Below are 18918 nucleotides of genomic sequence, written 5' to 3'. Positions count from 1 at the left end.
TGGACTACCCCTTTTTATTTGTACTTTTTTCACAAATGCAAATTGTTTCTTTTATCCAAAACAAGAAATATTGTAAAACTTTGTCGCCTATGATTTAATCGGAAATAGAATGAATTCTTCCGCCAAAGGAGGGAGAACGTGGGGGAGATAAAAGAAGTCTTGCTGCAGATGCTGGTTGCCGGTTTACCTGCATTTTTGTTCCCGCTGTCTTATGGGAAATCCGCCGCCGATTCGATGCCGAAGGAAGGGGCCGGACGCAAAAAATCCTATTCCGTAGGACTCTTGTATACCTGTACGTTAAGCATGCTGCTTTGCTCTGTTTTTTCCACCCGCTTATGGGATTACATTCCGATCAATTATGGTATTTTGCCGTTGTTTGCCTTGATGCTCTATGGCCGGTTGCGCGATGGTATCGCGCTGGGGCTGTTTCATCTGCTGCTTTATCCCTTATTTGCATTAAACTTCACTTTTTCCGGCTTAATCCTGGAAACAGGGATGCTTCTGTATCCCTTGGTGCTCCTGACATCTAATTATTTCAAAATGACAGGGCGGCACGGCAAGGTCGTAACTCTATCCGTATTTTTTGTCGCCGGTGAGCTGATGATCACGTCTTCCCCGTTTCTGACCGGGATGGAGACGTTGCAAACCGACTTGTTTTCCCTGGCTGCAGCGTTGATTAATATTCTTGTAACGCTCCTGATCGGGTCGCTGTTCGTCTATATGATTGAGCATACTCTGGAGAAGGAAAAGCTTCGCCTCCAGGTTATGCAGTTGTCACGCAATTACTTCCGCGAGGCGGAGAAGCTGCAGCAGAGTATGGATGCCGCTCCGCTCAGCATTATTCTGCTCGACAGGCAGGGAGATATTATGGCGATTAACGAAACGTTTCTCCGCCTGTATCGCAAGAGTGATCCTTCGGCTACAAGAGATAACCTGATCAAGCACAAGCTGAACACGGTTCTTACCGACAGTCAATTCCAAGTTCTGAATTCCCGGGCTACCGAGACGCTGGAAAGAAATACGAAAACTCGGGAGCTGCTTCAGAACGGGGATCAAATCTATTTTACCAGTACGTCACCGATCACAAAAGGGCACACCGACGAAACGATCGGCGCGGTGGTCGTTATTCAGGACATTACCGAATTGGAAACGTTCCGCAAGGAACTGAATCATGTCGAACGCCTCAGTCTCGTAGGGCAGATGGCTGCGGGGATTACGCATGAAATTCGAAATCCGATGGCCGTGGTTCGGGGATTTCTCCAATTGATGCGGGAGAAGAGTCCTTCTTCTCTGGAACATTATTATCGGATCGTGATGGAGGAGTTGGACCGTGCCAACAGTATCATTAACGACTTCTTGTCCCTGGCGCAGAACCGGGCCGTCAAGATGGAGCTTTGCAGCCTGCATGAAATCATCAAGGAACTGACGCCTCTCCTGTGGGCGGATGCCAATCTACGGGGCCAAAGCATCGAGGTTATGTTGGATGAGAAGGTTCCGGACCTGCTGTTGAACCAGAAGGAAATCAAACAGCTGATTTTGAATCTGGGGCGCAACGGAATGGAAGCGATGGACGATAAGGGGCAGCTGGTGCTGGAGACAAAGTGCTGCGCAGACGGTGTGGAGCTATATGTCAAGGATACGGGAGCAGGCATTTCCCCTGCTCAGCAGGAAAGACTCTTCGAACCTTTTTTTACGACAAAATCGCAGGGAACGGGGCTGGGTCTGTCGCTTTGTCTAAGTATTATGGAGCGGCATAGCGGCAAAATCAGCATCGAATCGGAAGAAGGGAAGGGCACAACGTTTACCGTATTTTTTCCATTCGCTCAAACCTCGCAGCTTCACCGCAATACAGCAATCTCGGCGATGGAAGATTAGTCTGCAAAACCTTGCAGTGTAAGGGGATGCCGAGTATGAGAATATACATATAACGGTGGATGTAAAGTTGCTTTCCTTCCTTATGAATGTATAATTATATATAGTTTGATGCCGAAGCGGAGGGTCCGCTTTCGAGACACCAGTTTTCATGAGGAGTGATACAGCTATGTCAATGTCATTTGATCAATATATGAGAGATATGGTTCAACCGATGCGGGATGAACTGACCTCTCTGGGAATTCAGGAGCTTCGCACTCCTGAGGAAGTAAAGGAATCTTTGCCTGACGCAAAGGGTACGACGCTGGTCGTTGTAAACTCGGTTTGCGGCTGTGCGGCCGGACAATGCCGCCCTGGCGTGGCCAAAGCGCTGCAGCATGATTTGACTCCTGACCACTTGTTTACGGTCTTTGCAGGGCAGGATAAAGAAGCAACTGCGACGGCTCGGGAATACTTTGCTCCCTATCCGCCGTCTTCGCCTTCGATTGCACTGATGAAAGATGGGGAACTTGTTCATTTTATCGAGCGTCATCAAATTGAGGATCGTTCGGCTGAAGAAATTGCAGCTGATCTGACAAGCGCATTTGACCGCTATTGCCGTTAAGGCTCTAACTTAATGATTGGACCCAAGCGTCCCGCAGATCGGTATTTACAGCGACTTGCGGGGCGTTTTACGTTTTACATATTGCATAAGTGCAGATAACGGAGGGATAAAAAATGAGTTTGCAACAGGAAATCATTGAACGTTTAGGTGTGAAGCCCGCGATTGACGTGGAGGAGGAGACCCGCAGCCGGGTGGACTTTTTGAAGGAGCATGTATTGAGCTCCAGTACTACAGGATTGCTGATTGCAATCAGCGGCGGAGTTGACAGCGCGGTGGCGACCGCCCTGTGCAAGCGTGCGACAGATGAATTGACCGAGGAGACGGGCCGGGAATATATCACGCTCGGCGTATTTCAGCCTTATGGAGAGCAGGAGGATATCGGGCATAGCTACGAGGTAGCCAAGACCTTCGGTTTGACGCATACGGTAGAGACGAATATCGAGGATACGGTTGACGAAATCGCGTTGGAAACGGAACACGGATTAAAAAATATCGGACAATTCCGGCATCTGAGCCATAAGGGCAAAGGCAATGTCAAAGCACGGACCCGCATGGTTGTCCAATATGCCCTATCCTTTGAACTCAATTTATTGGTGGTCGGTACCGATCATGCTTCGGAAGCCATTACGGGGTTCTATACCAAATGGGGAGACGGGGCCGTCGATATTACGCCGCTCAGTTCGCTGAACAAACGGCAGGTGCGCCAGCTTGCGCTCCATCTCGGCGTGCCGGCCGATATCATTGACAAAGCACCGTCAGCCGGCCTGTGGGCGGGTCAAACCGACGAGAAGGAACTTGGAATCAGCTATGAGGATAACAGCGATTATTTGGAGGGGAAAGAGGTAGAGCCGGCAGTCCGGGAGCGCTTGGAGTCTTTGTACCGGAAGACGGAGCATAAACGAAGTCCGATTCCGGGGATCTGATTTTACTGAATTGGTGACTTTTTTCAAAGCTTCCGAATCTTTATTCCATAGTTTTCCGTATACATATTAGCAGCTTGTTTCTAATACATACCTAATGATGAAAAAACGGAGCTAGGGAGGATTGCGCTTGAAAAACTTGTTCACCATTTTCGTATCGCCAACGGAAACGTTCCAAAGGGTCAGGGAAAAAAGCAAGACGGCATGGATTTTTCCTTTAATCTTGCTAATGGTAGTATCCACGGTGGCGATTTATCTGCAACTGCCGGCCATGGAGCAGGCGACCATGGATGCTTTGAAAAAGCAAGGGCTGGTCGATCCAAGTAATATTGACAGCATTGTGGCCTCTACTAATGTCGTCTCCATAGTCACGACGCCGCTGAGTATTGTGGCCATGATTTTTGTCGGAGCCCTGCTGTATGTGCTTCTGAACCTGATTGTCCGGGGTGAGGCCAAGTACATGCAACTGGTAACTATGATGTCCTACGCGGCTTTGCCCGGGATGCTTGGCAGCTTGCTCGCCGGAATTATGGTATATGCCACCGAAGCGAAGGCGGTCACGGACGTTTCGATCAGCCTGGCCGCCCTCGTATCGGATAAGACAAGTATGTTGTATTACGTTTTGACGCTGAGTAATCCGTTCGCTATCTGGGGCTTGGTCCTCTATGTGATCGGCGCTTCGGTGATGATGAAACGGCCGCGAAAGACGGTTGGCATGTGGATTGTCGGCACCTGGCTCGTGTTTTCACTGGGCTCGTTGTTGTTCGTTTGACCAGAGAATAGGATAGGGTGATGGAAGTGTTAAAGCGAAAGTGGATTTGGGGACTGATTCTTGGATTAATTGTAATCGGCCTGGTTCTCGTCAACCTGGTGAACATAAAACGGGCAACACCGGTGAAGACCGCCGAAGTTGCAGAAGGATTGATCGTAGAGGAGATATACACCAATGGCAAGCTGGAGCCGGAGAAGACGACGGAGGTATATTCTCCGGCCAGCGGGGTCATAGGAGAGTTAAGCGTCAAACTGGGCGATTCCGTGACCAAAGGCCAAGTTCTGTTGACGCTCAAGATGGACGAAATCAAGGAACAATTGGAGAAAGAGCGCCTGAATCTGCAACTGGCGGAATCCGAGCGGCTTCAAGCTAAAAAACAGCATTTCGAGAACTTTAAAAAGCTGATGAGCGAGGACCCCGGGCTGGAAGTGGAGGAACTGGATTTAACGGCCTATGATCTGCGCATTCAAAGCAGCAGGCTAACGATTGAATCTCTGGAGAGAAGACTGGAGCACAGCGCCGTGCATGCGACCGTCGACGGAGTCGTTACCGGACTAGCCGTGAATGAGGGCCAGCTCATTGCCGAAGGAAGCGGAATTGTCTCCATCTCCGATTTGTCGGCCTACAAGGTTCGCGCTTATCTGAATGAACTGGATGCCGGTAAAGCTGCCGTCGGGATGAAGGCTGTCGTTACCGGCGAATCCATCGCAGAGACCTATGACGGTGAGGTGATTTATTTGGCCCCGACGGCGGAGGTCGTGGATCCCGCTTCGAAGGATGCCTCAGTAGAAATGACGGTAGGTCTGAAATCCGCGTCGCCTGAGCTTCGTTCCGGCTACAATGTGACGATCGCCATGGAAATTCCGGACAAGCCGCGGCTTCTCGTTCCGATCGGTGCTGTACAGTACGAGGGGGATCAGGCCTTTGTGTTCGTTGTTGAGGAAGACAAAGCCGTCCAAGTGCCCGTCACAACCGGCAAGGAGGGCGAGGAACAGATCGAAATCGTAAACGGAGCCGACAAAGGAGAGCGGATCGTGGTGGAAGGCGCGGATTCTCTCCGGGACGGCGACAAGGTGGCCATCCAATGATTACTCTGGCGGACATCACTAAAGTTTACAAAAATGGACCGCTCGAAGTGGAAGCACTAAGCCAGATCAATCTGCAGGTCGAACGTGGCGAGTTCGTAGCCATTATGGGGACTTCGGGCTCCGGCAAATCGACGCTGATGAATATTATCGGATGCCTGGACGTACCGACCTCCGGCAGTTATGTGCTCGACGGGGAGGAAGTCCATATGCTGAATGAGGATGACCTGGCCCGGGTTCGCAACCGCAAGATCGGATTCGTATTTCAGAGCTTCAATCTGCTGGGGAGACAAACGGTATTGCAGAATGTGACGCTGCCGATGATGTACGCAGGAATCTCCAGGGAAAAGCGGAACGAGCGGGCGCTGGAACTGTTGGACAAAGTTGGGCTGAAGGATCGGGTAAAGCACCGGCCGACCGAGTTGTCGGGCGGCCAGAAGCAGCGGGTAGCGATCGCCCGCGCTTTGACGATGGATGCTCCCATCCTGCTGGCGGATGAACCGACCGGGAATCTGGATACGAAATCCTCTCATGACATCATGGCTCTGTTCAAAGAGATCCATCAGGAGGGGACGACCATTGTTCTGGTCACGCATGAGCCGGATATCGCGGAACATGCAGACCGCGTGCTTCTGTTCGGAGACGGCAAACTGCTTAAGGATACGCGCAAGGGAAGTGCCCGCCTATGAGCATTTGGGAAAGCGTATGGGTCGCCCTGGATAATTTGCGGATGAATAAGCTGCGCTCTTTTTTGACGATGATCGGCATTGTGTTCGGGGTCGCTGCGGTTGTTACGGTGGTGTCTATCGGGCAGGCGGGGCAATCCTCCATTATTTCGATGGTTTCCAATTATGAAGACGGCTATTTTGTAATTTATCCGAATTATAATGATGAAAGTAATGTGGAGAAGGCCGATTTCCGGCTGCGGGATATAGCTGAAGTGCGCAAGGTTCCGGGCATTCGCTATGTATCTGCCTCGCTCGGTTACGGTGTGACGACGAAGCTGAAGCAGGATAAGCTGCGCTTCACCTTAACGGGAACTACCTCGGAGATGCCCAAAATGCAAAAGCTGGATATCACGGCGGGCAGATTTTTTAGCGCCCAGGAGGAAAGAGGCAGACAGAAAGTCATTGTGGCCGACGCAAAATATGCGGAGAAGGCGTTTGGCTCGGCAAGAGGAGCCATCGGCAGAAGAGTCGTTCTGGGGAACGATACGTTCCGCATTATCGGCGTATACAAGACGGAGGAGAATATCTTGAGCGGGATGGAAGGAGAAAGGTATTCCGGGTATGTGCCTATCACGGCGGTTTCATTTGGAGAAGCCGGGGATAACGGGCGGCTCGGGATGCTGGAGATCGTAGCTTCCTCCCCGGATCAAATGGAAGGGACGATGAAGACCCTTAAGAGTTGGCTGGCCGACAGGAAAAACGTGGAGCCGGATTCCTACTTGACCGAAAGCGGAAAAGATGCGGAAAAGATGGTATCCAGCACATTTTCTATCTTACAGACGATCATCGGATCGATTGCGGGAATTTCCCTTCTTGTCGGAGGAATCGGCGTCATGAACATCATGCTCGTTTCGGTCACGGAGCGGACGCGTGAGATCGGGATCCGCAAGGCGATCGGAGCCACGCCGGGTACGATTATGCTTCAGTTTATGATTGAAGCGGTCATCCTTTCATTTATCGGGGGAACGGTGGGAGCCTTGCTGGGATTGTTTGCCGCGTATCTGTTCGCCCTAATTTCGGGCTGGCCCTTCGTGGTGTCCCTCTGGGCGATCCTGCTGGCATTCGGATTTTCGGCGGCGGTGGGCATTTTCTTCGGCCTGTATCCTGCTAACAAAGCTTCCAAGCTGCATCCGATCGAATCGCTGCGCTATGAATGATATTCCGGAAGCATGAATAACGAGCGAAAGACCAAAAAAATGACGGTGCTATGGAGATGATGATCCATGCACCGTCATTTTATATTTTTGTGTTATCCGCTAATGCCGGCTTCTTGTTCGTTATTGCTTGGTTGAGGGCTGGACAGGAATGTAGATATCCATCTGCTGGCCTTTGTCAGGCCAGCACCGCTGATCATACCATTCAAAGTCGGGAGCGTAAGCCTGTTCGTATCCGGAAGTGGGGAACCACTCGCTAAAAATCTTGTTCCAGGTTGACTGGATGGAGTCGGTGAAATCCGCTCGATCGGCCGGCGGGGTCGTAAAGATGGCGTAGGTCGCCTCCGGGATGGTGAGCTCCACCATTCCTTCCGGTACCTCGGTCTTGTCGTCGGTCTCAAAACCGATGATGTAGCGGAAAGTGCCGTCTTCGTCCATGGTAGTACAAACGCCGAGCTCTACCTCGGGACGTTTTTTGCCGGGCACATTGGCGCCCAATTGATCCCGTATGTAAGCTTGCCAGAAGGCCGGGATTTCCGTGTTGTTCTGTCCGTCCGTCGTGGTCGTTTGAATCGCGTATCCGATGATTCTCATTGCCGGACAAGTCTCAATCCGATATTCCATATGAAATTCTCCCCGTTCCAAATAGATTTGTTCATCGAATAGATCGTGCGCCTCGAATCTGGCGACGAGAAAAGGGGGGCGCCCCAGCCTGCGGCAGGCCGACGGTAAAATGCCGTACATTTTGCGGAAAGCCCTAGTAAAAGCCTCGTGGGAACCGAAGCCGCATTCCAGCGCAATGTCGATCACTTTCTTGTTGCTGAAGGCAAGCAGCTCCGCTGCTTTGGAGAGACGGCGTTTCCTGATGTACGAGGTAACCGTATCCCCGACCAGATGAAGAAAGGTGCGGTGGAAATGATACTCCGAATAATGCATTGCCTGAGACACCCCCTTCAGGGTCAAATCCTCATCAAGCCGCGATTCGATATATTCGATGCTTTGCTGAATGATTTCAACATGGTTCATGAACTTCCTCCAGACCGGTCTATGTGTTAAGTATAGGGGGTGAGGGAGCCGTAAACTTGATCATTCTTGCTCTCCGGAATGGCCCTGGGAAGAAGGAGCGTAACCGGAAATCTTGGAAATGAAGGAGAGCGTGGCTTCAAGCGCCGCATGGAAAGGCTCCGTAAAACCTTGAAAAGGATGAACGGTTCCAAAGGTATGGTTGCCGCCCGGGATATCTACCCAGGTGATGTCGGGTCGCAGGGAGACTAGTTCCGCGGAGCCCTTGCGCAAATGGGCGCCGTCTTCGGAGCCTTGGATCAGAATGACGGGGAAATCGGAGCCGCGGGCCATCCGCCCTAAAAGATCGAACCGTTCCCGCTGCCGGTCAAGATCGTCGAGGATTATTTTGTCGAGAGGCATTTGCTGTCCGGTACGTCCGTTGACCACATAGCTGCGGCCGGTCCGGGTCATCTCTTCCTTCTGTTTGTCGCTGAGCAAGTCAAGGTTCGTGATCCCGTTCCACGAGATGACGCCCTGAACCTGGCCGGGATGGTCGAGCGCATGGATGAGGCAGACACCGGCACCCTTGCTATGGCCCAGCAGGAATAGGGGGAGTCCGGCATAACTTGGGTCAGACTGTAGGTAGGTAATAAGCTCGTCCAGATCGGTTAATTCCCGATCATAGGTATTCACGGCGAATTTCTCGAGTTCGGTGAACTCCTCGGGATGGCTGCCGATGCCGTTATGGGAAAAATTGAAGGTGATGACTTCATGATGGCGGCTTAAATATTCCGCGGCATGGGGAAACATTCCCCAGTCTTTAAACCCTTTATATCCATGGGCGATGACAATCAGGGCCGCCGGGCCGGCGGGCTCCTGGGCGGGAAAGCGGGAGCATCTTAACAGATGGCCACCGTTTAAGGGGATTTCAAAATCGATCGGCATAAGCTTGTCTCTCCTTTTCTATTTGGGAGTTGTCGTTATGCTGCAGAATAGCTTCATTATAACATAGGGAGGGCGCCGGACTCGCGTCGCGGTGGCTTCCCTGATACAATGGAAATGTAAGTTGGAAGCAATAGAACAGTCCTTTTAATTATGAATCTCTAAGTGTGAGTTCAAAAAGTCAGGTTTTCAGGACCAAGAAGGTTGGATGAAGTTAGGGACTGAGTAGCGGAGCGTACATGGGTACGAGAGCAACGGAAGGCCCGGCTGAATTCAAGATTCGACGTCGAATCCACTTCGTGATCTGCTTCGTCGTGGAAAAATGACTTTTTGAACAACCTCTATAAGGAAGCGTATTGAGGAAGAGGGGCAGCCTTTTGATATATGGTATCGGTCATGATGTGGTGGAAATCGGACGCATGCAACGCATGCTGGAGGGAAAAGCGGGGGACAAGCTGAAGCAGCGGGTATTGACGCCGGAAGAGCTGAAGCTTCCGGGATGCAGTGCGCGTCCTGCTGAGTTCCTGTCCGGGCGGTTTGCCGCCAAGGAAGCTTTAAGCAAGGCGTTTGGCTGCGGCATTGGCAGCAAGCTGGGCTTTGTCGATATGGAGATTCTACCCGACGTCAATGGTAAGCCGTACGTGTCGCTATCCGACGGGGCGTGGAATCGGTTAGGATTGTCCCCGGAGCAATACACTGTTCATCTGAGCATTACGCATGAACGCCAACTGGCTTCAGCCTTCGCGGTAGTGGAACGCTTGGATTGAAGCTAATTCATAGATAGATGAATTAAAAGAATGGGATGCAGGCAAGGGAGTAAAATGATTCCGAAGAAGTGGAGCGTTCGCCTTTGGTTCCGGATTTCTGCTTTCTCAGATTCTATAAATTCAAGAAATCTGGAACCAACAGCGATCGAAGGAACATTTTACGTACTGGCCCCACATCCATTCAATGAATAGACTGAAATTTAAGGAGAAGAACATGCAGGACAATATAGACAGCAAAACATATTTCAGTACCGAGCTGCTGGAATGGTACGACCGTTCCAAAAGGGATTTGCCTTGGCGCAGACAGCGTGATCCGTACTTGATTTGGGTCTCGGAAATTATGCTTCAACAGACCCGGGTGGATACGGTCATTCCATATTTCCAGCGTTTTATCGAGCGCTTTCCTACGCTGAAGGATTTGGCCGAAGCGCCCGAAGAGGATGTGCTCAAATGCTGGGAAGGGCTCGGCTATTATTCACGGGCCCGTAATTTGCAGGCGGCCGCTCGTCAGGTCATGGAGCGGCACGGCGGGGTAGTGCCCGCGAACAAGGCGGATGTGGCCGCACTTAAGGGAGTCGGTCCTTATACGACCGGCGCGATCTTAAGCATCGCCTTCAATCAGCCCGAGCCGGCGGTGGACGGCAATGTCATGCGGGTGCTGTCCCGTTATTTCCTGATTCGGGACGATATCATGAAGACCGGCACCCGTACACTGATGGAGGAGTTGGCCGCCGGGCTAATTCCCCGGGGACGGGCCGCGGACTTTAACCAGGCGCTGATGGAGCTGGGCGCGTTGGTATGCACGCCCAAATCGCCGCAATGCCTGGTATGCCCGGTTATGGCCCACTGTGCGGCCCGGATTGAGGGCGTGGAGGAGACGCTGCCGGTGAAGAGCAAGGCGAAGCCTCCGCGGCCGGAGTACCGGCTCGTCGCCCTCGTTGAGGGTGACGGGGAGCACGCCGGGCGCGTGCTCGTCCGCCGCCGGCCGGATACGGGGCTGCTCGCACGGATGTGGGAGCTGCCCCACATCCCCGCAGCCGCGATCGCCGGCGAAGGTGCCGGCCTGCCGGACGGGCCGGCCATGGATCGGCTCGCCGCCGAACTGGCCGCCGCGGGAGTGCCCGCCCAACCGGTGGAAGCGTTCATGGACGCGGAGCATACGTTCAGCCATATCCACTGGAATCTCCGCGTTTTCCGCTTCCATGAAGCGGCCGGGCAGGCCGCTGTCGCAGACTTACCGGGCCTCGGCCTTGCCGCTGCCGAAGCGGGGGCCGCATACGAAACAAGCGGCTCCGTGCTCGAAGAAGACTCGGCGGAATACCGCTGGATCAAACCGGAGGACATGGCGGCGCTTGCGTTTCCAAATGTATTTCTACGGATTTTGAAGCAATATTCCCCTCTATGGGGCTAAAGGTTAAAGTTAAAGTCGCTTGCAGCTTAACAAGGCAAAACAAAGGCCGGACGAGGGAAGTAATCCTTCGTCCGGCCTTTTTCGTTCTTTAGCGATTCAAACTTCCTCAGATCATGCGATTCTCCTGATCCTTCATATTATTCTGCTGGTCGGGTTCATGGTGCTTGTCCGGCGAAACCTGGCCATTGTCGACAGGGGTATCTCCGCTGACGCTGCGGGCAAAGTTCGTAAACTGCTGCTTCTGCTTGTCCGCCTCATGCTTGGCCTTAAGCATCTCCTGCGGATCGTTCGTCAAACCATGCTGCTTGTCCGTTGACATGGGAATCCCTCCTGGGGTGGTGTTATTTTGTTGCTGACTCGTAACGCTTGTTTACTTCGTCCCAATTAATGATGTTCCAAAAGGCCGAAATATAATCGGGACGTTTGTTTTGATATTTCAAGTAGTAGGCATGCTCCCAGACGTCCAACCCCAAAATGGGAGTCAGGCCCTCAGATAGCGGGTTGTCCTGATTCGGGGTACTGGTGATCGCAAGTTTTCCGTCCTTACCGACGACCAGCCAGGCCCATCCGCTGCCGAAGCGGGTAGTTGCCGCTTTTGTAAAATCTTCTTTAAATTTGTCGAATCCGCTCAATTCGCGATCGATGGCTTCGGCAACGGCTCCTGTGGGGGCTCCGCCGCCGCCCGGCCCGATGACCTGCCAGAACAAGGTATGGTTGGCATGGCCACCGCCATTGTTGCGAACCGCGGTGCGTATATTTTCAGGTACGCTGTTCAGGTCTGAAATCAACTCTTCCACGCTTTTGCTTTGCAGCTCCGGCGCCTGCTCAAGAGCGGCATTCAGATTGGTAACGTACGTATTATGGTGCCGGTCATGATGAATATTCATTGTCTGCTCGTCAATATGAGGTTCCAGCGCGTTTGCAGGATAGGGAAGGTCGGGCAATTCATGAGCCATGTTCGTTGTACCTCCAAGTTTTAATTTTAGTAATGGATTGTTTGTGGATCATTAAACTATTACCCTTTTCGGGGATGAGCTAACGAAATGTAAACCGGGGTTTAACAATCCTATTATTGGAAAATAGTCAGAAATTATGCATTTTCATTCCCAATATTAGAAAAATATTTTAAAAAAATAAATGTAAACGCTTTATATAAAGCGATTTCAGAAGAAAAATGGTGTATTCGGGAGATAATTATGGTTTAATGGACAAGAAAGCAGTTTTTTCTCGATTTTTGTCTGGATTCAATTATTCGGTTGATGTAAAAACGTCAGCCGTCCATTTTACATGAATCTATCATGTGTAGAGAAAAGGGAGATCATAGCATGCGTATTCGTTCCTTCCAATTGAGTGATGTTAATCAAGTGATGGAGCTTTTGCAGGTAGCCTTAATGGAGGATTGCTACGAAGACACGAAACGGGCTTTTGCCAGACAGCTGTCTTGGGACTCGGAATTGATTATGATAGCTGAGTCGGAGGATGGCGAAATTGTAGGTACGTTGATCGGAACGATCGACCAAAATACGGGGTTCATCTATCGTACCGTCGTTCATCCGGATTACCGCCGTCAAGGAGTAGGCAAAAATCTCGTAACTGCTATGGAACAGCGATTCGGGCAGTACAATATTCGCCAAATTATGATTGCCGGAGACCCGCACAACAAAGCGATTGCCCCGTTGTATGAAGCTATGGGCTACGGCGCAAGCAAATTTCTGGAGGCATTCCAGAAGCTTGGTATCGCTGCGGTAAGCTCGTTGTCCGGATCCAGATAAAGAAGGAATTATTCGATCTTGCTAATTTTTGCAGGACTTAAGCATATCTTCCGCCCGTTGCAAATGGGTGCAGGATATGCTTTTCTATTATTAGATCATTTTTAAAATGTTATTGATGAGGTGCTTCATGGAACCGATGACTTCTCCTCCGACCGAGGAGGATATGATAGAGAAGGAACAGGCGGGTAAAGCTTCCGCTGAGGAAACGGTACAGGCCAATAGAGGCTGGGCGACAGAGCTCTGGGATTTGCTCAAGACGGTGGCGATCGCATTCGTAATTATGCTGCTGCTGAATGTATTTGTGTTCAACCTGTCCATGGTAAAAGGGCAATCGATGGAACCGACGCTGGAGGAGCAGGAAAGACTATTTGTAGACAAAATCGTTTACTGGTTTACGCCGCCTCACGCCGGCGATGTCGTGGTGCTCCGGGATCCGAGCACAGGCCCCGACAAAAAGCCGTTTCTAGTCAAGCGGGTGATTGCCGTGCCCGGACAAACGGTGGAAATCCGCGGCAGCGAGCTGCTGGTTGACGGACAGCCGCAGAGCGAGCCTTATACCGATACGGCGATTGAAGACAGCAACCTGGCTCCGGTGACATTGGGAAAGGACGAATATTTCGTCATGGGGGATAATCGTCACGCCGGACAGAGCAAAGATAGCCGTTACTTCGGCAACGTAAATAAGAAGGATATCGTGGGCCGGGCGGAATTCGTCTTTTGGCCGATTACCAAGATAAGAGGTTTGTAATACCAAAGAAAGAGAAAATGGTGGAGGTTATTTCGTGAAGGAAATTATGATTTATACGGACGGTGCCTGTTCGGGAAACCCGGGACCGGGAGGATGGGGCGCCGTGCTTCTGTATAACGGTCATCGAAAGGAACTGTCCGGCGGCGAGCCGATGACAACGAATAACCGGATGGAGATTCAGGCTGTCATTTCAGCGCTGAGTTCGCTTAAGGAGTCATGCAAGGTTAAGGTTTACAGCGACTCCGCCTATGTGGTCAATTGCTTTCAGCAAGGCTGGATTCACGGTTGGATGAAGAACGGCTGGAAGAACAGCAAGAAACAGCCCGTTGAGAATAAGGAGCTTTGGCAGGAATTGTGGCGGCTGATGGGAATTCATGAAGTGGAATATGTCAAAGTCAAAGGCCACAGCGACAATGAGCTTAACAATCATTGCGACCTGCTGGCGCGGGAAGCAATTAAACGTTTGTCCTCGAAATAACGGGAGAAAAAATCATCTTAGAATGACGCAAAAAGGAGGTTGTGACGATGGCGAAGGCCGAACAAAACTTGATGGCCAAAGACAGGGCGGCGGGCCGGTCCGTATGGGAAGAGCTAAAGCGGGAAATCAAGGAAGCCGCGCCGTCGCTCGGCATCGATGACATCGGGTTTGCTGCCGCAGACCCGTTTTTATCGTTGAAGTCCATTTTGCAGGACCGGCGGGATAAAGGATACGAATCCGGCTTTGAAGAACCGGATCTGGACAAGAGAATCTATCCCGAGCTGTCACTGGAACAGCCGGCATCGCTTATATCTATTGCAGTCGCTTATCCGTCCAAAATGGAAAATCCGCCGAAGTCGGAGCCGGGGAGCCGCCGGGGAATTCTCGCCAGATCAGCATGGGGACTGGACTACCACCAGGTTCTCCGGGAGGCCATGGCGAAGCTCGAAGCGTTTATCGCCGAGCGTGTACCGGAGGCGCGCATTGAAAGCATGGTCGATACCGGGGCCTTATCGGACCGGGCGGTGGCCGAGCGTGCGGGGATCGGCTTTTCCGGAAAGAACTGTGCGATCATCTCGCCCAAATGGGGTTCTTGGATTTACCTTGGAGAATTGATCACGAGCATTCCCTTTCCTCCGGATACACCGGTGACAGAGGATTGCGGGGATTGTACGAAATGCCTGGATGCTTGCCCGACGGGGGCATTGGTCGGACCGGGACAATTGAATGCGCAGCGGTGCATTTCTTTTCTTACTCAGACCAAAGGATTTGTGGAAGAAGAATTCATGGTGAAAATCGGCAACCGGCTTTACGGCTGCGATACATGCCAGGTTGTTTGCCCTAAGAACAAAGGGAAGTCTTGGTATCATCGCCCCGAGCTGCAGCCCGATCCGGAAACTGTGAAGCCGCTCCTGCTGCCTATCCTTGACCTCAGCAACCGGGAATTTAAAGAACGATTCGGAAACAGCGCTGCTGCTTGGAGAGGTAAGAAGCCGATTCAACGAAATGCGGTAATCGCGCTCGGGAACTTCAAAGATCTGTCCTCCGTGCCGAAATTAATAGATATCATGGATAACGATCCCCGGCCGGTTTTGCGGGGAACCGCAGCTTGGGCTTTAAGCCGTATCGGAGGAGAAGAAGCGCTGGCAGCGGTGATTAAAGCTGCCGGAAGCGAGGCCGATCCGGAAGTGCTTGAACGGCTGGAGGCAGCCCGCGCCAAACTGGAAGAGATCGTTACCTAGGGGGATAAGACATGAGATTCATAAGCGTTGAGGATATCGAACCGGGTCAACTTTTAGGCAAGACGGTATATTCCGCGAACGGGACTGTGCTCCTTTCGGCGGGCATTCAGCTGACGGTCTATATGATCAATACGCTGAAACGGATCGGTGTTACGATGCTTTACATCAAGGATCCCGACTATGAAGATATCGAGATTGAAGATGTATTAAGCGAATCGACGAAACAGGCGGTATTCCGTGAAATGAGCGAGACGCTGGAAGCGGTCCGGTCGGGCAAGGAATGGAATCCACGTAAAATCAGCGCGTCCGTCGATCACCTGCTGGAGGATGTCCTCAATCATAAAGAGGTGATGGTCCAACTGACGGAGATTCGCACGGCCGACAATGCGGCATATCTGCATGCCGTCAATGTATGTCTCGTGTCCGCGATGATCGGGCTTAATCTGGGACTTAATTTTGGCCAATTGAAAGATCTGGCTATCGGAGCGCTTCTTCATGACATCGGGAAAAGCAAACCGCTGCCCGAGGATGCCGATCCGGAGGACGTGAAGCTGCACCACGCCTGGCGGGGGTTTGAAATTCTCAAGCATAAGCGGGAGTTTAACCTGCTCATCGCGCATACCGCCCTTCAGCATCATGAACGACTGAATGGGACAGGCTTGCCAAGGGGATTGAATAAGGAAGAGATACATCTGTTTCCCAAAATTGTGGCAGCGGCCAATATGTACGATAATCTCATCGGCGGCGGGGGGAGCGGAGGACAGCGTCCGATGCTGCCTCACGAGGCATGCGAGCAACTGATGGCTTGCTCCGAACAAACGCTTGACCGCGACGTGCTGGTGGAGTTTACCCGTATCGTGTCGGTGTATCCGAACGGTACGGCGGTTCGGCTTTCGACCAAGGAGACGGGGGTTGTCGTCAGCCAGCATCGCGGTTTACCCGGACGTCCGTCTGTTAGAGTCATACGGGGCTCGGGAGAGGATATGGAAGTTAAAGAAGTGGATTTGGCGACGGAAACGACGGTGTTTATCGAAGCGGTTCTGGCTTGAATCGCATCTTCTTGAATGCTATGATATGTTGAGTGCGCTAGCTGTATAGCTTGGCGCCAGAAGATTGAGATTGATACAGGGGTGGCTTAAGCAATGGATATCGTAATTCCTATTATTACGTTAATCGTCGGTTTGGTCGGCGGCTTTGCAATCGGGGTCTTTTATTTGCGCAGACAACTGACGAAGATGCAGTCTGATCCGCAAATGCTGCAAAAGATGGCGAAGCAAATGGGGTATAATTTAAACGGCAAGCAAATGCAGAAAGCCCAGCAAATGATGAAGAACCAGGGTCAAATGCCTCCTGCAGGAGGAAAACGCAAGAAAAAGTAATGCCGCTGTACCATGGTGGCTGATTGAATCGAAAGGAGGAGGCGCTGAAATGGCTGGAGTAAAAGATTATGTCAACTCTCGAGTGGGAGACAACCGGGAACAGATTGAGCATCACGTGCGCGAGATTCTTAAGTTGGTCGGGGAAGATGTGGAGCGGGAAGGACTGCTCGAAACGCCGGCGAGGGTAACCCGGATGTACGAGGAAATCTTCGGCGGATATGAAGTCGATCCCCGGGACGTGCTTGGAGTTACGTTTGAAGAGAACCATGAGGAGCTCGTTATCGTAAAGGATATCGTATATTACAGCCAATGCGAGCACCATATGGCGCCTTTCTTCGGGAAAGTGCATATTGGATACATTCCGAGCGGGAAGATCGCCGGGCTCAGCAAGCTGGCTCGTCTGGTAGAAGCGGTAACCCGCCGTCTGCAGGTGCAGGAGCGTATTACGTCGCAAATCGCCGACATTATGGACGAGGTCCTCAAGCCTCAAGGCGTAATGGTTGTCGTTGAAGGAGAACACTTGTGCATGTGCGCCCGGGGTATCAAGAAACCGGGAAGCAAGACGGTTACTTCGGCGGTTCGGGGAACCTTCCGTACGGAAGCTGCTTCGCGGGCGGAATTTCTGTCCTTGATTAAAGAGTAAGAAGTGCATTTGAAATTTGAATAGATCGCACAAGAATGGCAGCCGTTAATACGGCTGCCATTTTAGTTGCTTCGCTTTTCCATACCGCTCCGCGACGGCTGGCCAATAGACGACGTTCCACCAGTCGCTGATATAATCCTTGCGATTGTTCTGATGCTTCAGATAATAAGCGTGTTCCCATACGTCAAGCGGGAGGAGAGGGACGACGTCCCATTGCGACAGGTTCTGATGCTTCTCCGCCGTGAGAATTTCCAGTCGATGGCTGCGCGGGCTCCAGACAAGGATGGCCCAGCCGCCGCCCTCGACCTTTTCCGCAGCGCTGGAGAATTGCTTATGAAAGGCGTCGTAGCTGCCGAAGTCGCGTTTGATCTGCTCCATCAGCTCGCCTTCAGGCTTTCCGCCGCCTTGGGGGTTCATGATATCCCAGAAGATCGTATGCAGGTAATGGCCCGCGCCATTGAAAGCAAGCTCCCGCTCCCAATGTTTGACTAGATCGAAATTACCGGATTTACGGGCGTCCTGAAGTTTTTTCTCCGCTTTATTTAAATCGTCCACATAGGTTTTATGATGCTTGTCGTGATGGATGCGCATCGTTGTTTCATCGATGTAGGGCTCAAGCGCATTGTAAGGATAGGGCAACGGAGGGAGCGTGTGGCCGCCAATTGGGACGGGACGGCTGCTGATCAGGGCTTGCTCCGATTCCGTTTCACTCTTCGGATCCTTGTCGTTCCGGTCAAATTGCTGAACCTGGGCGAGTGAGATAGTGGCCGTGGGTTGGTGACTGGCCGAAGGAATATCATCTTGCTGTGCGGAACCGGAAATGACGGCAGCCTGCTCCTGTTCCGGCCGGTAAGGGCCAAGGAACGGTTGGGCCTCGGCCATGCTGTTCGCGATTTGTCCCGGACGATTGAGCGTTTCCAGCACACCGAGGAAATATTCCGACTCGCGGATGATATGAAGCAGGACGGTTTTCGCAAGGGGGACGGACTTAGCGGCAGCGCTCTGGTCGAGAATGATATACAGCTGGCGGATAAATTCCTGGGATTGCCGGAACGATGCTCCCAGTATTCTTTCGGTCTCCTTGATCAGCCAGGGGTCGCAGGCTGCTTCTTTGGAGGAAACGCCGAATTGGAGCAGCTGATCTGCAGCCTGTTGGGTAGAGGCAAATACCTGCTTCCATTCGTCCAGCAGTTTAACAAAGTTCGGCTCCAAACCGGGAACAATCGCTTTGATGACATCGGTATGCTCGGTCTCCTGTTCTTTCCAGAAACGAATCTCTTCCAAAATGCGGACAGGCAAATAAGGCCCGTAAACAAACAGCATCGGGTTAAACCTCCTCGGAATGTATCGTTGTGTACATTGTATTCCGGGGATGGCCTGGCCTATGCCATTCGAAA

General features: G+C 51.9%; 20 protein-coding genes and 1 pseudogene. 16 read left to right on the top strand and 5 right to left on the bottom strand.

All coding sequences use genetic code 11. From position 1 onward, the window contains the following. Positions 1 to 138 precede the first annotated feature (138 nt). From NYE70_RS23060 to NYE70_RS23030, 7 genes are all read left to right on the top strand, one after another. Positions 139 to 1875, top strand: a complete 1737-nt coding sequence (locus NYE70_RS23060) for an ATP-binding protein (protein WP_341048427.1) — start codon at positions 139 to 141, stop codon at positions 1873 to 1875. A gap of 166 nt (positions 1876 to 2041) precedes the next feature. Continuing rightward, positions 2042 to 2476 (top strand): BrxA/BrxB family bacilliredoxin, encoded by a 435-nt coding sequence (locus NYE70_RS23055; RefSeq protein WP_341048426.1) that lies wholly within the window; start codon positions 2042 to 2044, stop codon positions 2474 to 2476. Positions 2477 to 2589: 113 nt separating this feature from the next. Further along, complete coding sequence (gene nadE, locus NYE70_RS23050; RefSeq protein WP_341048425.1) at positions 2590 to 3399, top strand: ammonia-dependent NAD(+) synthetase; 810 nt, start codon at positions 2590 to 2592, stop codon at positions 3397 to 3399. A gap of 127 nt (positions 3400 to 3526) precedes the next feature. Further along, positions 3527 to 4168, top strand: a complete 642-nt coding sequence (locus NYE70_RS23045) for a YIP1 family protein (protein WP_211023724.1) — start codon at positions 3527 to 3529, stop codon at positions 4166 to 4168. 20 nt (positions 4169 to 4188) lie between these two features. Further along, positions 4189 to 5256, top strand: a complete 1068-nt coding sequence (locus tag NYE70_RS23040) for an efflux RND transporter periplasmic adaptor subunit (protein WP_341048420.1) — start codon at positions 4189 to 4191, stop codon at positions 5254 to 5256. Next, the gene (locus NYE70_RS23035) at positions 5253 to 5942 is read left to right on the top strand and encodes an ABC transporter ATP-binding protein (RefSeq protein WP_341048418.1); all 690 of its coding nucleotides are present in this window, start codon (positions 5253 to 5255) and stop codon (positions 5940 to 5942) included. The genes NYE70_RS23040 and NYE70_RS23035 overlap by 4 nt, the downstream gene beginning before the upstream one ends. Next, positions 5939 to 7138, top strand: a complete 1200-nt coding sequence (locus tag NYE70_RS23030; RefSeq protein ID WP_213655537.1) for an ABC transporter permease — start codon at positions 5939 to 5941, stop codon at positions 7136 to 7138. Before NYE70_RS23035 ends, NYE70_RS23030 begins: the two co-directional genes overlap by 4 nt. 120 nt (positions 7139 to 7258) lie before the next feature. Here the strand turns inward: NYE70_RS23030 and NYE70_RS23025 are convergent, their stop codons facing one another. After that, positions 7259 to 8161 carry an AraC family transcriptional regulator gene (locus tag NYE70_RS23025; RefSeq protein ID WP_213655536.1) on the bottom strand — a complete coding sequence of 301 codons (903 nt, stop codon included), beginning with the start codon at positions 8159 to 8161 and terminating at the stop codon, positions 7259 to 7261. A gap of 60 nt (positions 8162 to 8221) precedes the next feature. Continuing rightward, positions 8222 to 9085: an alpha/beta hydrolase gene (locus tag NYE70_RS23020; protein ID WP_341048416.1), complete on the bottom strand. Its 864-nt coding sequence runs from the start codon at positions 9083 to 9085 to the stop codon at positions 8222 to 8224. A 374-nt stretch (positions 9086 to 9459) separates the two neighbouring features. On the opposite strand from NYE70_RS23020, the gene acpS reads away from it, so the two are divergent. Together acpS and mutY are read left to right on the top strand one after the other, a co-directional pair. Further along, positions 9460 to 9849, top strand: a complete 390-nt coding sequence (acpS, locus tag NYE70_RS23015) for a holo-ACP synthase (protein ID WP_341048415.1) — start codon at positions 9460 to 9462, stop codon at positions 9847 to 9849. 184 nt (positions 9850 to 10033) lie between these two features. Then, complete coding sequence (mutY, locus tag NYE70_RS23010; protein WP_445323861.1) at positions 10034 to 11260, top strand: A/G-specific adenine glycosylase; 1227 nt, start codon at positions 10034 to 10036, stop codon at positions 11258 to 11260. 106 nt (positions 11261 to 11366) lie between these two features. On the opposite strand, the gene NYE70_RS23005 is transcribed toward mutY, so the two are convergent. Beyond that, positions 11367 to 11579, bottom strand: a complete 213-nt coding sequence (locus NYE70_RS23005; RefSeq protein ID WP_211023710.1) for a hypothetical protein — start codon at positions 11577 to 11579, stop codon at positions 11367 to 11369. A gap of 22 nt (positions 11580 to 11601) precedes the next feature. Beyond that, on the bottom strand, positions 11602 to 12216 hold the full coding sequence (locus tag NYE70_RS23000) for a superoxide dismutase (RefSeq protein ID WP_341048413.1): 615 nt from the start codon (positions 12214 to 12216) through the stop codon (positions 11602 to 11604). 369 nt (positions 12217 to 12585) lie between these two features. Between NYE70_RS23000 and NYE70_RS22995 the strand changes: the two genes are divergently transcribed. The 7 genes and pseudogenes from NYE70_RS22995 to folE all read left to right on the top strand — a co-directional run bounded on the left by NYE70_RS22995 (position 12586) and on the right by folE (position 17521). Then, positions 12586 to 13032 (top strand): GNAT family N-acetyltransferase, encoded by a 447-nt coding sequence (locus NYE70_RS22995; protein ID WP_211023706.1) that lies wholly within the window; start codon positions 12586 to 12588, stop codon positions 13030 to 13032. Between the two features lie 127 nt (positions 13033 to 13159). Next, on the top strand, positions 13160 to 13780 hold the full coding sequence (gene lepB, locus NYE70_RS22990; protein ID WP_290408346.1) for a signal peptidase I: 621 nt from the start codon (positions 13160 to 13162) through the stop codon (positions 13778 to 13780). Positions 13781 to 13814: 34 nt separating this feature from the next. Beyond that, positions 13815 to 14258 carry a ribonuclease HI gene (gene rnhA / locus NYE70_RS22985; RefSeq protein ID WP_213655532.1) on the top strand — a complete coding sequence of 148 codons (444 nt, stop codon included), beginning with the start codon at positions 13815 to 13817 and terminating at the stop codon, positions 14256 to 14258. 47 nt (positions 14259 to 14305) lie between these two features. After that, positions 14306 to 15487: pseudogene (queG, locus tag NYE70_RS22980) on the top strand (tRNA epoxyqueuosine(34) reductase QueG); the annotation flags it as partial. 23 nt (positions 15488 to 15510) lie between these two features. Beyond that, complete coding sequence (locus NYE70_RS22975) at positions 15511 to 16548, top strand: HD-GYP domain-containing protein (RefSeq protein ID WP_290408347.1); 1038 nt, start codon at positions 15511 to 15513, stop codon at positions 16546 to 16548. Between the two features lie 93 nt (positions 16549 to 16641). Beyond that, on the top strand, positions 16642 to 16878 hold the full coding sequence (locus tag NYE70_RS22970) for a YneF family protein (protein ID WP_211023700.1): 237 nt from the start codon (positions 16642 to 16644) through the stop codon (positions 16876 to 16878). 49 nt (positions 16879 to 16927) lie between these two features. Then, entirely contained in the window at positions 16928 to 17521 is a 594-nt protein-coding gene (gene folE, locus NYE70_RS22965) for a GTP cyclohydrolase I FolE (protein ID WP_211023698.1), read from the top strand. Positions 17522 to 17566: 45 nt separating this feature from the next. Here folE and NYE70_RS22960 read toward each other — a convergent pair whose 3' ends face one another. Next, positions 17567 to 18844, bottom strand: coding sequence for a Fe-Mn family superoxide dismutase (locus NYE70_RS22960; RefSeq protein WP_341048409.1), 1278 nt, complete (start codon positions 18842 to 18844; stop codon positions 17567 to 17569). Positions 18845 to 18918: the final 74 nt, after the last annotated feature.

It is taken from the genome of Paenibacillus sp. FSL R5-0407, assembly GCF_038009185.1.
GTDB lineage: Bacteria > Bacillota > Bacilli > Paenibacillales > Paenibacillaceae > Fontibacillus > Fontibacillus vini.
Note: the sequence above shows the minus strand (reverse complement) of the source record. Positions and strands in the feature narration are given on the sequence as shown.